The organism is Rhizobium sp. CSW-27, assembly GCF_018760785.1.
GTDB lineage: Bacteria > Pseudomonadota > Alphaproteobacteria > Rhizobiales > Rhizobiaceae > Neorhizobium.
Window position 1 is genome coordinate 220,910 of record NZ_JAHHZO010000002.1, and the last position, 13,744, is coordinate 234,653.

The window sequence follows — 13,744 nt, forward strand, 5'->3', positions numbered from 1 at the left end:
GGAAAACCTGTGCTAACCCCTTGACGCGGTTCGATTGTTTTCCGGATTGAGCTTCACTTCGCCCGGTGCCACGCGTCGATGTTCCACAGCTGGGTGTCCCAGGGATTGATCTTGGCATCGACAAGCGTGTTGGAAATCGCAGAGGGTTCGCCGCGCACGACGAGGGGCAGGATATAGCCGCCGTTGACCAGCATGTCGTTCAGCTTCTTGATGATGGCGCCGCGCTTCTCGCGGCCTTCGGCATTGTTCAGCTCGCCGACCAGCGCGTCATAGGCCGGGTCGCAGAAGCGCGCCACATTGCCTCCCTGCCAGCCATCGGCCGGCGAGGGGATCTTGTCGCACCGGAAATCGGCGAGGAACTTGGCCGGATCGGTGGTCTCGAAGCCGGAGGCATACATTTCCACGTCGGCAAAGAATTTCTTGTAGGTATCCGGGCTTGCCGGATCGCTGCCGAAGTAGACGGAGGCGGGAATGTTGCGCAGCTCCGTTTCGACGCCGATCTCCTTCCACCATTCCTTCACCAGCTGCTGCGTGCCCTGGCGGACCGAATTGGTCGAGGTCTGGTAGAGGAAGGAAAGCTTCACGCCGTTCTTGGTGCGGATGCCATCGGCTCCCTTCTTCCAGCCGGCGTCATCCAGCAGCTTGTTGGCGGCGGCCAGATCCTGCTTCAGGCACCAGTCGACGCCGGTGGAGGCAAAGTCCTCCGGGCTGGGAATGACGTTGCAGGTGGGCTTGCCGCCGGCGCCATAGCCGGCTTCCACCAGGATGTCGCGGTCGATGGCAAGCGACAGCGCGCGGCGCACCGCCGGGTCGGAAAGGGCCGGATGCGGCCCGGCCTCCTTCGTCGAACGCGCAGCGCCCAGCGACGGATCGACCGCGAAGGGGTTGAGATGGATGCGCTCGACCGTGGTGCTGAAGGCGCTGGCGATCTGGCCCTTGCCGGCCTTCAGCATGGCGTCCATCACTTCCGGCTCGACCACCGTGTTCCAGGCAAAATCGTATTCGCCGGTTTCCAGCACCGCGCGGGCTGCCGATGCCGCATCGCCGCCACCCTTCAGGGTCACGGAGGCGAAGGCCGGCCTGGCGGGATCACGATAATTCGGGTTGGCTGCGAAGGTGACCACGTCATTGGCCTTGAAATCCTTCACGACGAAGGGGCCGGTGCCGATCGGGCCGAAATTGGCGGCCGTGCATTGCGGTGCCCTGTCGCCCAGGCAATCCTTGAACTGCGCCTTCTGGATGATCGGCGACAGCGCACCGACGAAGGGGCCGTAAGGATAGGGAGAGGGCTTTTCGAACGTCACCCTGGCGGTCAGCCGGTCGATCGCCTCGACCTTGGCCACGCCGTCGAACTTGGCCTTCTGGGCGCAGCCGCCGCCAGGCGCGGTGCAATATTGCCAGGTGAAGGCCACGTCCTCGGCGGTCACCTCGCTGCCGTCCGACCACTTGAGGCCATCCTTGAGCTTCCAGGTGATGGAGAGGCCGTCGGCGGAAACGCCGCCGTTCGCCTTGGTCGGAATGTTCGCGGCCAGACGCGGAAACATGTTGCCCTTTTCGTCGAAGCCCGCCAGCGGCTCGATGACGATGGACGCGGCATAGACTTCCTTGCTGCCGCCCGAAAGATAGGGGTTCATGCTGGAAACGGCCTGCCAGAACAGGATCCTCACCTCGCCGTCACTGCCGCGTGCGGCATGGGAGGGCGTCGTTGTCAGGCTGAGGCCGGCCACCGTGGCCGCCAGCAGAAGCATCTTGTTGGTCATTATCCGTCGCCTTGTCCGAAGGAGTGTCTGGGATTGGCCGAACCGGCTGGCGCGTGCGGGCATTGTGTAACGTCTCCGGCGCAGCCGGGCTTGCCCTTTATGCGCAACCGATGAAAATTTCTCAATTCTGTCCGATGCTTGGCGGATTGCATCGCGTCCGGCAGGGCCTGCCTGATCAAAATTTGGGCCACTTAAGCACAGGCCTATTTTGCGTTCAAGAATGAAAATTGAAGCTTGCAAAAACGTGGCGGGACAGCGCAATATCCCGCCCAACCAAAAGGGAAACAGCTGAAATATAACGAGGTTGCATCAATGCCAGTTCTCAATCGGGCCGCCGAAATGCAGGACGAAGTCGCGGCTTGGAGACGTCATCTCCATGAAAACCCGGAGCTTCTGTTCGATGTCCACCACACCGCCGCCTTCGTGACGGAGAAGCTGAAGGCCTTCGGGTGCGACATCGTGGAGACCGGCATCGGCAAGACGGGCGTCGTCGGCATCATCAAGGGGTCGCTCGGCGATGGCCCGGTGATCGGCATGCGCGCCGACATGGATGCCCTGCCGATCATGGAGGATACCGGCAAGGCCTGGGCCTCGAAGAATCCGGGCAAGGCGCATTCCTGCGGCCATGACGGGCACACGGCCATGCTGCTGGGTGCCGCGCAGTATCTGTGCGAGACCCGTCGCTTCGCAGGCTCCGTCGCGGTGATCTTCCAGCCGGCGGAAGAGGGCGGCGGCGGCGGCCTTGCGATGGTCCAGGACGGCATGATGGAGAAATATTCCATCAAGGAGGTCTACGGCATGCACAATGCGCCGGGGCTGGCGCTCGGCGACTTCTCGCTGCGCAAGGGTGGCCTGATGGCGGCGGCCGACAGTTTCGACATCATCATCAAGGGCAAGGGCAGCCATGCCGCCCAGCCGCATCTTTCGGTCGATCCGGTGCTGACCTCTGCGCATGTGATCATCGCGCTGCAGTCGATCGCCTCGCGCGAAACGGATCCGCTGAAATCGGTGGTCGTGTCGGTCACCACCACCCATGGCGGCGATGCCTACAACGTCATCCCGATGGAGGTGAAGCTGACCGGCACGGTACGCACACTCGATCCGGAGGTGCGCGAGCTGGCGGCCAGGCGGCTTGTCGAGGTGGCGCAGGGCACCGCGATGGCGCATGGCGCGGTGGCCGAGGTGCATTACCATCGCGGCTATCCGGTCACGGTCAACCATCCGCAGCAGACCGATTTCGCCGCCTCCGTTGCAGCCCAGGTGGTTGGCAATACCCGCGTCGAAACCAATGCGCCGCCGAAGATGGGCGCGGAAGATTTTTCCTACATGCTGGAAGCCCGGCCTGGCGCCTTCATCTTCCTTGGCGTCGGCGAGACGGCCAATCTCCACCATCCGGCCTATGATTTCAATGACGAGGCCATTCCCTACGGGATCAGCTACTGGGTGACGCTGGCCGAAACCGCGCTTGCGGCCTGATCGGTTCGCGACAGACAATTTGCGCCAGACAAGGAGAAACCCGTGCTTCTTTCCGCAACGCTTTCGGAACAGACTGGAGGAGCGGTGACCCCCGTGCTTTCGGTCGAGAATCTGACCACTTCCTTCCGCGTCAACGACGAGTGGAAGTCGGTCGTGCGCAACATGAACTTCTCGATTGCGCCCCGCGAAACGGTGGCGATCGTCGGTGAATCCGGCTCGGGCAAGAGCGTCACCTCGCTCTCCATCATGCGGCTGCTGCCGAAGAATTCCAGCCGCATCGAGGGCAGGGTCATGCTCGGCGGCCGCGATCTGATCGCCCTGCCGGAAGAGCAGATGCGCCAGGTGCGCGGCAACGATATCTCGATGATCTTCCAGGAGCCGATGACCTCGCTCAACCCGATCTTCCCGATCGGCAAGCAGATCGCCGAGGCGCTGACGGTGCACCAGAACATCTCGGCCGCCGAGGCCAAGACGGAGGTGCTGCGGCTTCTCGACAAGGTGCGCATCCCGAATGCCAAGGGTCGCTTCGACGAATATCCGCATCAGTTTTCCGGCGGCATGCGCCAGCGCGTGATGATCGCCATGGCGCTCGCCTCCAGGCCAAAACTTCTGATCGCCGACGAGCCGACCACTGCGCTCGACGTGACGATCCAGGGCCAGATCCTCGATCTCATCAAGGAACTGCAGGATGAGGAGGGCATGTCGGTGCTCTTCATCACCCATGACATGGGCGTGGTGGCGGAAATCGCCGACCGCACCATCGTGATGTTTCGCGGCGAGCAGGTGGAGACAGGTGCCACGGCCGACATCTTCCATCGCGGCCAGCACCCCTATACGCGCGCCCTTCTTGCGGCGGTGCCGCGGCTGGGATCGATGAAGGACAGCGCGCTTCCGCTGCGTTTTCCCATCATCGACGTGCAATCGGGCGAGGCGCAGCCGCTGGAAACGGTGACCGATACCGTGGCCAAGGGCAAGACGCCGATCCTCGATGTCAAGGACCTGACGACCCGCTTTGCCATCCGCTCCGGCATTCTCGGCCGCCAGACGGGCGCGGTGCATGCGGTGGAGAATGTTTCCTTCCAGCTGTTCGAGGGCGAGACCCTGTCGCTGGTTGGCGAATCCGGCTGCGGCAAGTCCACCACGGGCCGCTCCGTCACCCGTCTCGTCGAACCCGACAGCGGCAAGGTGACGCTCGACGGCTACGACGTGATGAACCTCGACCGTTCGACGCTGCGCACCATGCGCCGCTCGATCCAGATGGTGTTCCAGGATCCCTTTGCCAGCCTCAATCCGCGCATGAGCGTCGGGTCGGCGGTGATGGAGCCGTTCATCGAGCACCGGCTGGGCTCGAAGAAGCAAGCCAGGGAAAAGGCCGCCGACCTGCTGGCCAAGGTGGGGCTGTCGCCGGACATGATGCGGCGCTATCCGCACGAGTTTTCCGGCGGCCAGCGCCAGCGCGTGGCGATTGCGCGCGCCCTGATGCTCGATCCGAAGGTGATCGTGGCGGACGAGGCGGTCTCGGCGCTCGACGTGTCGATCAAGGCGCAGGTCTGCAACCTGCTGCTCGACCTGCAGCAGAGCCTGAAGCTCGCCTACCTGTTCATCAGCCACGACATGGCTGTCGTGGAGCGGGTGAGCCATCGGGTGGCGGTGATGTATCTTGGCGAGATCGTCGAGATCGGTCCGCGTGCCGCCGTGTTCGACAATCCGCAGCATTCCTACACGAAAAAGCTGATGGCGGCGGTTCCCGTACCGGATCCGGCGCGCCGCAGCATCAAGCGCAACCTGTCGACCGACGAGATCAAGAGCCCGGTGCGGGCGGCAGGCTATGTGCCGCCGCAGCGCCAGTATCGCGAGGTTTCGCCCGGCCATATGGTGCAGGTGGAAGCCTGAGGCGGGAAAGCCTTTGTTTCGGAGCGTGATGTGGCCCGGCGGCAGTTCTGCTGTCGCCGGGCCTTTTCCGTTCCGGGCGTGATTTGACAGCTCCCGGCCAGTCATGGCAGCAACCGAAGCAGGATCTGGCTTCAAGGGTGGTCGATGGCAAGACGCAGTGACACGCAGGGACGACTGGATGATGCCGCGCGCGCCGGCTGGCTGTATTACGTCGCCGGACGCACGCAGGATGAAATCGCCGCCGCCATGGGCATTTCGCGCCAGTCCGCGCAGCGCCTCGTCTCGCTTGCCGTGGCGGAACGGCTGATCAAGGTCCGGCTCGATCATCCCATCTCCGCCTGCCTTGAGCTTTCCCTGGCTTTGCGCGAAAAATTCGACCTGAAGCATGCGGACGTCGTGCCGTCCGATCCCGCCGGCACGTCCTCGACGGTTGGTATCGCCGAGGCGGCAGCAGCCGAAATCGAGCGATGGCTGAAGAGCCCGGAGCCGATCGTGCTGGCCATCGGCACCGGCCGCACGCTGAAGGCGGCGGTGGACCAGCTGCCGCCGATGGAATGCCCGCAGCACCGCATCGTCTCGCTGACCGGTAACATCGCCCCCGACGGATCGGCGGCCTATTACAACGTCATCTTCTCGATGGCCGATGCCATCAAGGCGCGGCATTTCCCCATGCCGCTGCCGGTTCTCTGCTCGTCCGCGGAGGAGCGTGACCTGCTGCACGGCCAGCCGATCGTCAAATCCACGCTGACACTGGGGGCGACGGCCAATGTCACCTTTGTCGGCGTCGGCGAGCTCGGCGCTGATGCGCCGCTTTGCCTCGACGGCTTCCTGGCGCCCGACGAGATGTCGGCGCTGATGCAGGCGGGAGCTGCCGGCGAGATCTGCGGCTGGATGTATGACCATGACGGAAGGCTGCTCGACAACCCCGTCAACGACCGCGTTGCCAGCGTGCCGATCCCGCCGCGCGATCGCGGCGTCGTCATCGGCGTGGCGCTGGGGCGGCGCAAGGAAACCGCGCTCGCGGCGGCCCTGCGCGGCCGCATGATCAACGGTCTCATCACCGATGAGCGGACTGCTGAGCATATGCTCTCAGTCTGAGCAAAATAATTTTATCTTAAAATCAAAAGCTTGACCGGTCGTCGCTGCGCTGCAGCGACGAATGCTGCTTGACATTTGTCGGCATTAAATGAGTAATTGCCCGCGAGCAAAGCGAATGCTCGTTTTCGATCTTCTGGGAGGAAGAGATGACATTGAAGACCATTTTGCTCGGCGCAGTTTCTGCGCTGGCCCTGTCCGGTATTGCCTCGGCCGAGACGCTGACCATTGCGACCGTCAACAATGGCGACATGATCCGCATGCAGAAGCTGACCGATGACTTCAAGGCGAAGAATCCGGGCATCGACCTGCAGTGGGTGACGCTGGAAGAAAACGTGCTGCGCCAGCGCGTGACCACGGACATTGCCACCAAGAGCGGCCAGTACGACATCATGACCATCGGCATCTACGAGACGCCGATCTGGGGCAAGCAGGGCTGGCTGGCACCGCTGGACAAGTTGACCAGCGATGCAAAGTATGACGCCAACGATCTGCTTCCGCCGATCCGCTCCGGCCTGACGGTGGACGGCAAGCTCTATGCCGCGCCCTTCTACGGCGAAAGCTCGATGGTGATGTATCGCAAGGACCTGTTCGACAAGGCCGGCCTGAAGATGCCGGAAAAGCCGACCTGGGACTTCATTGCCGACGCCGCCCGCAAGATCACCGACAAGGGCTCCGAGACCTACGGCATCTGCCTGCGCGGCAAGGCCGGCTGGGGCGAGAACATGGCCTTCCTGACGGCGACCGCCAATTCCTTCGGCGCCCGCTGGTTCGACGAGAACTGGAAGCCGCAGTTCGATCAGCCCGAATGGAAGAACACGCTCGACTTCTACGTCAAGCTGATGAAGGACGCCGGCCCTCCGGGCGCCTCCTCCAACGGCTTCAACGAGAACCTGGCACTCTTCCAGACCGGCAAGTGCGGCATGTGGATCGACGCGACCGTTGCGGCCTCCTTCGTCACCAATCCGAAGGAATCCAAGGTTGCCGATCAGGTGGGCTTTGCGCTCGCGCCGGACAACGGGCTTGGCAAGCGCGGCAACTGGCTGTGGTCCTGGAACCTCGCCATTCCGGCCGGCTCCAAGAAGGTCGAGGCGGCAGAGAAGTTCATCGCCTGGGCAACCAGCAAGGACTATCTGAACCTCGTCGCGGAAAAGGATGGCTGGGCCAATGTTCCTCCGGGCACGCGCACCTCGCTCTACCAGAACCCGGAATACCAGAAGGCCGCCTCCTTCGCGAAGATGACGATCGACTCGATCAACAGCGCCGACCCGAAGCACCCGACGGTGAAGCCCGTGCCCTATGAAGGCGTGCAGTATGTGGCGATCCCGGAGTTCCAGGGCATCGGCACGGCGGTCGGCCAGCAGTTCTCCGCAGCCCTTGCCGGCCAGGTCTCGGTCGATCAGGCGCTGAAGAACGCGCAGCAGCTGACCGAGCGCGAAATGGCAAAGGCGGGCTATCCGAAGAAGTAAGACTACCGGGCTGGAGGGGGCGCTTGCCCCTCACCCTAGCCCTCTCCCCGTGAACGGGGAGAGGGGACCGGCAAAGATCCTGGTTTTGCAGAGAAGACCCCTCCCCAACCCCTCCCCACAAGGGGGAGGGGCTTAACCCGCAGCACTCACCGCACTTCTCCGTTTGGGGCAGGCGGATGCCGCGAGGTTTCTCCCCCCTTGTGGGGGAGATGGCGGCAGCCAGAGGGGGAGGTTCTGACTAAGTTCAACAAAACAAGAGGCGGGCTTCCATGGCGACGACCCACACCCGTTCGGCAGCACGCCTGATGATGGCACCCTCCGTCATCCTGCTGTTTGCCTGGATGATCGTGCCGCTCGGCATGACCATCTATTTCTCCTTCCTGCGCTACAATCTGCTGATGCCGGGCATGGAAGAGTTCACGGGCTTCCTGAACTATTCCTTCTTCCTCAGCGACCCCGCTTTCTTCGATGCGCTGACCAATACGCTGCTGCTGGTCGGCGGCGTGCTCGCCATCACCATCATCGGCGGCATCGCCTTTGCGCTGCTGCTCGACCAGCCGATCTTCGGGCAGGGCATCGTGCGCATCCTGGTGATTGCGCCCTTCTTCGTCATGCCGACCGTGTCGGCCCTGGTGTGGAAGAACATGTTCATGAACCCGGTGAACGGCCTGCTTGCCTGGATCGCCCGCAGCCTCGGCTTTCAGCCTGTCGATTTTCTGGCGACCATTCCGCTGCTCTCGGTCATCATCATCGTCGCCTGGCAGTGGCTGCCCTTTGCGACGCTGATCATGCTGACCGCGCTGCAATCACTCGACGAGGAGCAGAAGGAAGCCGCGGAAATGGATGGCGCCGGGTTCGTCTCGCGCTTCATCTACATCGTGCTGCCGCACATGGCACGCGCCATCACCGTCGTCATCCTGATCGAAACCATCTTCCTGCTCTCCGTCTTCGCGGAGATCCTCGTCACCACCAATGGCGGGCCGGGCACGCAGAGCACGAACCTCACCTATCTCGTCTATGCCCAGGCGCTTTTGCAGTTCGATATCGGCGGGGCATCCGCCGGCGGCATCGTGGCGGTCATCCTCGCCAACATCGTGGCCATCTTCCTCGTGCGCCTCATCGGCAAGAATCTGGAGGCCTGACACCATGGCACGCAAGGTTTCCACAAAACGAAAACTCGTCATGACGGCGATCGCCTGGACGCTCGGTTTGCTGATCTTCTTCCCGATCCTCTGGACGGTCCTCACCAGCTTCAAATCGGAAGGTGACGCAATCGCCTCGCCGCCAGTCTTCCTGTTCTTCCACTGGACGACGGAAAACTACACCGAGGTGCAGAGCCGTTCGGATTATGCCCTGCACTTCTGGAACTCGGTGATCATGTCGGTCGGCTCGACACTGCTCGGGCTTCTGATCGCCATCCCGTCTGCCTGGGCCATGGCCTTTTCGCCGACCAGGCGGACGAAGGACGTCCTGATGTGGATGCTCTCCACCAAGATGATGCCGCCGGTCGGCGCGCTGATCCCGGTCTACCTGATCTTTCGCGACATGGGCCTGCTCGACAGCCGCATCGGGCTCGTGATCGTGCTGACGCTGATCAACCTGCCGATCATCGTGTGGATGCTCTACACCTACTTCAAGGAAATCCCCGGCGAGATCCTCGAGGCAGCCCGGATGGACGGAGCCTCGCTTGCCAAGGAAATCGTCTACGTGCTGACGCCGATGGCGGTGCCCGGCATCGCCTCGACGCTGCTCCTCAACATCATTCTCGCCTGGAACGAGGCCTTCTGGACGCTGAACCTCACCACGTCGAAGGCCGCACCCCTGACAACCTTCATCGCCTCCTATTCCAGCCCGGAAGGTCTCTTCTACGCCAAGCTCTCGGCCGCCTCGACCATGGCGATCGCCCCGATCCTGATCCTCGGCTGGTTCAGCCAGAAGCAGCTCGTGCGCGGCCTGACCTTCGGCGCGGTGAAATAGGCAGCGGATACAAAAGGAAAACGAAGATGGGCAGTATCACCCTGCGCAATGTCTCCAAGGTCTTCGGCGAAGCGAAGGTCATCCCCTCGATCGATCTCGACATCAATGACGGCGAATTCGTCGTGTTCGTCGGCCCGTCCGGCTGCGGAAAATCCACGCTGCTACGATTGATTGCCGGGCTGGAGGATGTCTCCGGCGGCCAGATCGTCATCGACGGGCAGGACGCGACGGAGGCTGCGCCCGCAAAACGCGGGCTGGCCATGGTCTTCCAGTCCTATGCGCTCTACCCGCATATGAGCGTGCGCTCCAACATCGCCTTTCCGCTGAAGATGGCCAACATCGACAAGGCGGAGATCGACCGCAAGGTGGCGGATGCGGCGCGTGTGCTGAACCTCACCGATTATCTCGACCGCAAGCCGCGCCAGCTCTCCGGTGGCCAGCGCCAGCGCGTGGCGATCGGCCGCGCCATCGTGCGCCAGCCGAAGGCCTTCCTGTTCGACGAGCCGCTGTCGAACCTCGATGCCGCGCTGCGCGTCAACATGCGCCTCGAAATCAGCGAGCTGCACCAGACGCTGAAGACGACGATGATCTACGTGACCCACGACCAGGTGGAGGCCATGACCATGGCCGACAAGATCGTGGTGCTGAACCGCGGCCGCATCGAACAGGTCGGCTCGCCGCTCGATCTCTACCGCAAGCCCGCCAATCTCTTCGTCGCCGGCTTCATCGGTTCGCCGCGCATGAACCTCATCGAGGGCGATTATGCCCGCACGAAGGGGGCAAAGACGGCCGGTATCCGGCCGGAACATATCGGTCTGTCGCGCGAGGCAGGCACCTGGGAGGGTGTCGTCACCATCGCCGAACATCTCGGCTCCGACACCTTCATGCATGTGGAGGTCTCCGGCATCGGCACCGTCACCGTGCGCGCCGGCGGCGAATTCGGCTGCCGGCATGGCGACCGCGTGTTCCTCACGCCTGACGAAACCAAGCTGCACCGCTTCGACGACAAGGGACTGGCCCTATGACCGGCAGACTGCAGGACAAATCCGCCATCATCACCGGTGCTGCCCGCGGCATCGGCCGCGCCTTCGCGGAGGCCTATGTGCGGGAGGGCGCCACCGTCGCTATCGCCGACATCAACCTCGCGCGCGCGCGCCAGACGGCGGACGAGATCGGGCCGAAAGCCTATGCGGTGGAACTCGACGTGACGCAGCAGGCGTCCATCGATGCGGCGATCCGCGCGGTCGAGGAGAAGACGGGCGGCGTCGACATTCTCATCAACAATGCCGCACTCTTCGACATGGCGCCGATCGTCGAGATTTCCCGCGACAGCTACGAGCGGCTGTTCTCGATCAATGTCGCAGGCTCCCTGTTCATGCTGCAGGCGGCCGCGCGCTCCATGATCGCGCGCGGTAAGGGTGGCAAGATCATCAACATGGCAAGCCAGGCGGGCCGGCGCGGCGAAGCGCTGGTGGCCATCTACTGCGCCACCAAGGCGGCGATCATCTCGCTCACCCAGTCGGCGGGGCTCGATCTCATCAAGCACGGCATCAATGTCAACGCGATTGCGCCCGGCGTGGTGGACGGCGAACACTGGGATGGCGTGGATGCGCTGTTTGCCCGCTACGAGAACCGCCCTCTCGGCGAAAAGAAGCGCCTCGTCGGTGAGGCCGTTCCCTTTGGCCGCATGGGCACGGCCGAGGATCTGACCGGCATGGCCGTGTTCCTTGCCTCCACCGAGGCCCAATACATCGTCGCCCAGACCTACAATGTCGATGGCGGCAACTGGATGAGCTGAGTTGGAGCCTCCGACCCGTTTCTGCCGTTCACTTTTCAGGACGTGACCCCATGACCATCAAGCTTTCCCGCGCCACCCTGTCCGAGATCGCCGCCACGGCGGCCGTGCCGGCCTATGACCAGAAGACGCTGTCGCCGGGCATCCTACATTTCGGCGTCGGCAATTTTCACCGTGCCCATCAGGCGGTCTATCTGGACGATCTCTTCAACGAGGGACTGGACCACGACTGGGGCATCGTTGGCGCCGGCGTTCTGCCCTCCGACCAGGCCATGCGCGACAAGCTTGCGGCACAGGATTTCCTGACGACGGTGGTGGAGCAGGACAACAACCGCACCGCCGCGCGCGTCACCGCGCCGATGATCGACATCCTGCCGGTCGGCGATGCGGGTGCGATCATTGCGGCCCTCGGCGACCCGAAGATCCGCATCGTCTCGATGACGATCACCGAGGGCGGCTATTTCATCGATGCGGAAGGGCATTTCAACCCGGCCCATCCCGCCATCCAGGCCGATGCCGCAACGCCTGACCAGCCGAAAACGGTGTTCGGGCTGATCATCGCGGGGCTGAAGGCACGCCGCGACAAGGGCATTGCGCCCTTCACCGTGATGTCCTGCGACAACATTCCCGGCAATGGCCACGTGACGGAAAATACGGTCTGCGGGCTCGCCCGTCTCTCCGATCCGGCTTTTGCCGACTGGATCCACGAGAACGTCAGCTTCCCGAATTCCATGGTCGACCGTATTACGCCGGCCACCGGCAGCCGCGAGATCGACATTCTGGCACAGGATTTCGGGGTTGAGGACAACTGGCCGGTATTCTGCGAGGAATTCAAGCAGTGGGTGATGGAAGACCGCTTCCCGGCCGGCCGCCCGCTTCTGGAGCGGGCCGGCGTGCAGTTCGTGCCGGATGTCGCCCCCTACGAACTGATGAAGATCCGCATCCTGAACGGCGGCCATGCGGCGATCGCCTATCCGGCGGCACTTCTCGATATCCATTTCGTGCATGAGGCGATGGAGCATCCGCTGATCCGCGCCTTCCTCGCCAAGCTCGAGAAGGAAGAAATCATCCCGATCGTGCCGCCGGTGCCGGATACCGATCTCAACGCCTATTTCGAACTGATCGAGCGGCGCTTCCTCAATCCGAAGATCGGCGACACGATTCCGCGTCTGGCGCAGGACGGTTCGAACCGCCAGCCGAAATTCATCCTGCCCTCCACCGCCGACCGGCTGGCCCGCGGCGAGGATATCGTCGGCCTGTCGCTCGTCTCGGCTCTGTGGTGCCGCTACTTTGCCGGCACCAGCGACAGCGGCAAGGCGATTGTCTTCAACGATGCGAGTGCCGAGAAGCTGCAGGCGGCGGCGCTTCAGGCGCGTCAGGATCCGGCGGCCTTCCTCGCCTTCGACGAGATCTTCGGTGCCGTGTCCGGTTCGCAACATTTCCGCAACCGCTTTGCGCATGCGCTTGAAACCCTGTGGACGGAGGGGACCGCCCGCACGCTGCAGCTCTATCTTGATGACCGTCTGGCGGGCTAGAGTCATGCCATGGAACAGATGCGGCAACCCCTGGTGATCTTCGACTGCGACGGCGTGCTGGTAGACAGCGAGCCCTTGTCCATCCGCGTTCTTATCGATGCGGTGAAGGCGAACGGCGGTGAACTTGGCGAGCAGCAGGCCTACCAGCGCTTCCTTGGCCGCAGCATGGCGCATATGGTGTCGGTGCTGGACGCGGATTTCGGCATCCATGCGGATGCCGCCTTCCTGGAGCGCATGCGCCAGGATCTCTATCGCAGCTTCGAAGCGGATCTCCAGCCGATCAAGGGGATTGCGGATGCGCTCTCCGCCATGCCCTGGCGCTGCTGCGTGGCATCCTCCAGCCAGCCGGAGCGCATCCGTCTGTCGCTCGGTCTCACCGGGCTTCTCGGCTTCTTCGAACCGCATGTCTACAGCGCCACCATGGTGGCAAACGGCAAGCCGGCGCCGGATCTCTTCCTGCATGCCGCTCGTGAAATGGGAGTGGATCCGGTCGATTGCATCGTCATCGAGGATAGCCCTGCCGGCATCCAGGCGGCGCAGCGCGCCGGCATGGCGGTGTTTGCCTTCACCGGCGGATCGCATGCGGACCGGGAGGAATACCGGACGGAAATCGCCGCGCTTTCGCCGAATGTCGTGTTTGACGCCATGCCGGATTTGCTCCACCTTATTGCCAACTACATATCGGATCCTGCGGGCCGGCCGGCCGTTGCGGCGCCTTGAGCGCCCGGTGGCAAACCCGAACGG

General features: G+C 63.2%; 11 protein-coding genes. 10 read left to right on the top strand and 1 reads right to left on the bottom strand.

Annotation, left to right across the window (positions count from 1 at the left end; all coding sequences use genetic code 11):
* Window positions 1-53: 53 nt before the first annotated feature.
* On the bottom strand, window positions 54-1,760 hold the full coding sequence (locus KLP42_RS04610; protein ID WP_215565018.1) for a peptide ABC transporter substrate-binding protein: 1,707 nt from the start codon (window positions 1,758-1,760) through the stop codon (window positions 54-56).
* A gap of 312 nt (window positions 1,761-2,072) precedes the next feature.
* Between KLP42_RS04610 and KLP42_RS04615 the strand changes: the two genes are divergently transcribed.
* The 10 genes from KLP42_RS04615 to KLP42_RS04660 all read left to right on the top strand — a co-directional run bounded on the left by KLP42_RS04615 (window position 2,073) and on the right by KLP42_RS04660 (window position 13,720).
* A complete protein-coding gene (locus KLP42_RS04615; RefSeq protein WP_215565019.1) occupies window positions 2,073-3,236 on the top strand; it encodes a M20 aminoacylase family protein in 1,164 nt (387 codons plus the stop codon).
* A 42-nt stretch (window positions 3,237-3,278) separates the two neighbouring features.
* Complete coding sequence (locus KLP42_RS04620) at window positions 3,279-5,129, top strand: ABC transporter ATP-binding protein (RefSeq protein WP_215565020.1); 1,851 nt, start codon at window positions 3,279-3,281, stop codon at window positions 5,127-5,129.
* A gap of 144 nt (window positions 5,130-5,273) precedes the next feature.
* Window positions 5,274-6,227, top strand: a complete 954-nt coding sequence (locus KLP42_RS04625) for a sugar-binding transcriptional regulator (RefSeq protein WP_215565021.1) — start codon at window positions 5,274-5,276, stop codon at window positions 6,225-6,227.
* Between the two features lie 146 nt (window positions 6,228-6,373).
* Window positions 6,374-7,693 (top strand): ABC transporter substrate-binding protein, encoded by a 1,320-nt coding sequence (locus KLP42_RS04630; RefSeq protein WP_215565022.1) that lies wholly within the window; start codon window positions 6,374-6,376, stop codon window positions 7,691-7,693.
* Window positions 7,694-7,962: 269 nt separating this feature from the next.
* Window positions 7,963-8,835 carry a carbohydrate ABC transporter permease gene (locus KLP42_RS04635; protein WP_215565023.1) on the top strand — a complete coding sequence of 291 codons (873 nt, stop codon included), beginning with the start codon at window positions 7,963-7,965 and terminating at the stop codon, window positions 8,833-8,835.
* A 4-nt stretch (window positions 8,836-8,839) separates the two neighbouring features.
* The gene (locus tag KLP42_RS04640; RefSeq protein WP_215565024.1) at window positions 8,840-9,670 is read left to right on the top strand and encodes a carbohydrate ABC transporter permease; all 831 of its coding nucleotides are present in this window, start codon (window positions 8,840-8,842) and stop codon (window positions 9,668-9,670) included.
* A gap of 26 nt (window positions 9,671-9,696) precedes the next feature.
* A complete protein-coding gene (locus KLP42_RS04645) occupies window positions 9,697-10,695 on the top strand; it encodes an ABC transporter ATP-binding protein (RefSeq protein ID WP_215565025.1) in 999 nt (332 codons plus the stop codon).
* The gene (locus tag KLP42_RS04650; RefSeq protein WP_215565026.1) at window positions 10,692-11,468 is read left to right on the top strand and encodes an L-iditol 2-dehydrogenase; all 777 of its coding nucleotides are present in this window, start codon (window positions 10,692-10,694) and stop codon (window positions 11,466-11,468) included. Before KLP42_RS04645 ends, KLP42_RS04650 begins: the two co-directional genes overlap by 4 nt.
* A 50-nt stretch (window positions 11,469-11,518) precedes the next feature.
* Complete coding sequence (locus KLP42_RS04655) at window positions 11,519-13,000, top strand: mannitol dehydrogenase family protein (protein WP_215565027.1); 1,482 nt, start codon at window positions 11,519-11,521, stop codon at window positions 12,998-13,000.
* Window positions 13,001-13,009: 9 nt separating this feature from the next.
* Window positions 13,010-13,720 carry an HAD family hydrolase gene (locus KLP42_RS04660; protein WP_215565028.1) on the top strand — a complete coding sequence of 237 codons (711 nt, stop codon included), beginning with the start codon at window positions 13,010-13,012 and terminating at the stop codon, window positions 13,718-13,720.
* Window positions 13,721-13,744 lie beyond the last annotated feature (24 nt).